Annotated in this window: 1 pseudogene; it reads right to left on the bottom strand. The window is 29.6% G+C overall.

Going from position 1 to position 287, the window contains the following annotated elements:
• A pseudogene (locus tag NF27_RS12025) lies at nt 1-185 on the bottom strand (IS5/IS1182 family transposase); the annotation flags it as partial.
• Between the last annotated feature and the right edge of the window lie 102 nt (nt 186-287).

Below are 287 nucleotides of genomic sequence, written 5' to 3'. Positions count from 1 at the left end.
TAAAAGGTTAACCTTCCTCGTTTACATATATTTCCTTTACTAAAATACCATAACTTCTCTATATCCTTACTTATCCAGACGATAAGTGATCCCCTATTCTTTAGAGATTGCTTATACTCTTTCCAGTTATTTACTTTGTATTTAATCTTACCATAACTATTTCTTCTGCCTTTATTTCTTTTCATAGCAGCTGATTTCTTTTGATCCTAAGCTTATTAATATGGCTGCCTTACTTCCTTTATGATATTTAATTCTTTAGGTATGTCAGTTAAATTTACTTATTTGCG

Source organism: Candidatus Jidaibacter acanthamoeba (genome assembly GCF_000815465.1).
GTDB lineage: Bacteria > Pseudomonadota > Alphaproteobacteria > Rickettsiales > Midichloriaceae > Jidaibacter > Jidaibacter acanthamoebae.
The sequence above is the reverse complement of the archived record's forward strand: the minus strand, read 5'-3'. Positions and strand labels throughout refer to the sequence as shown.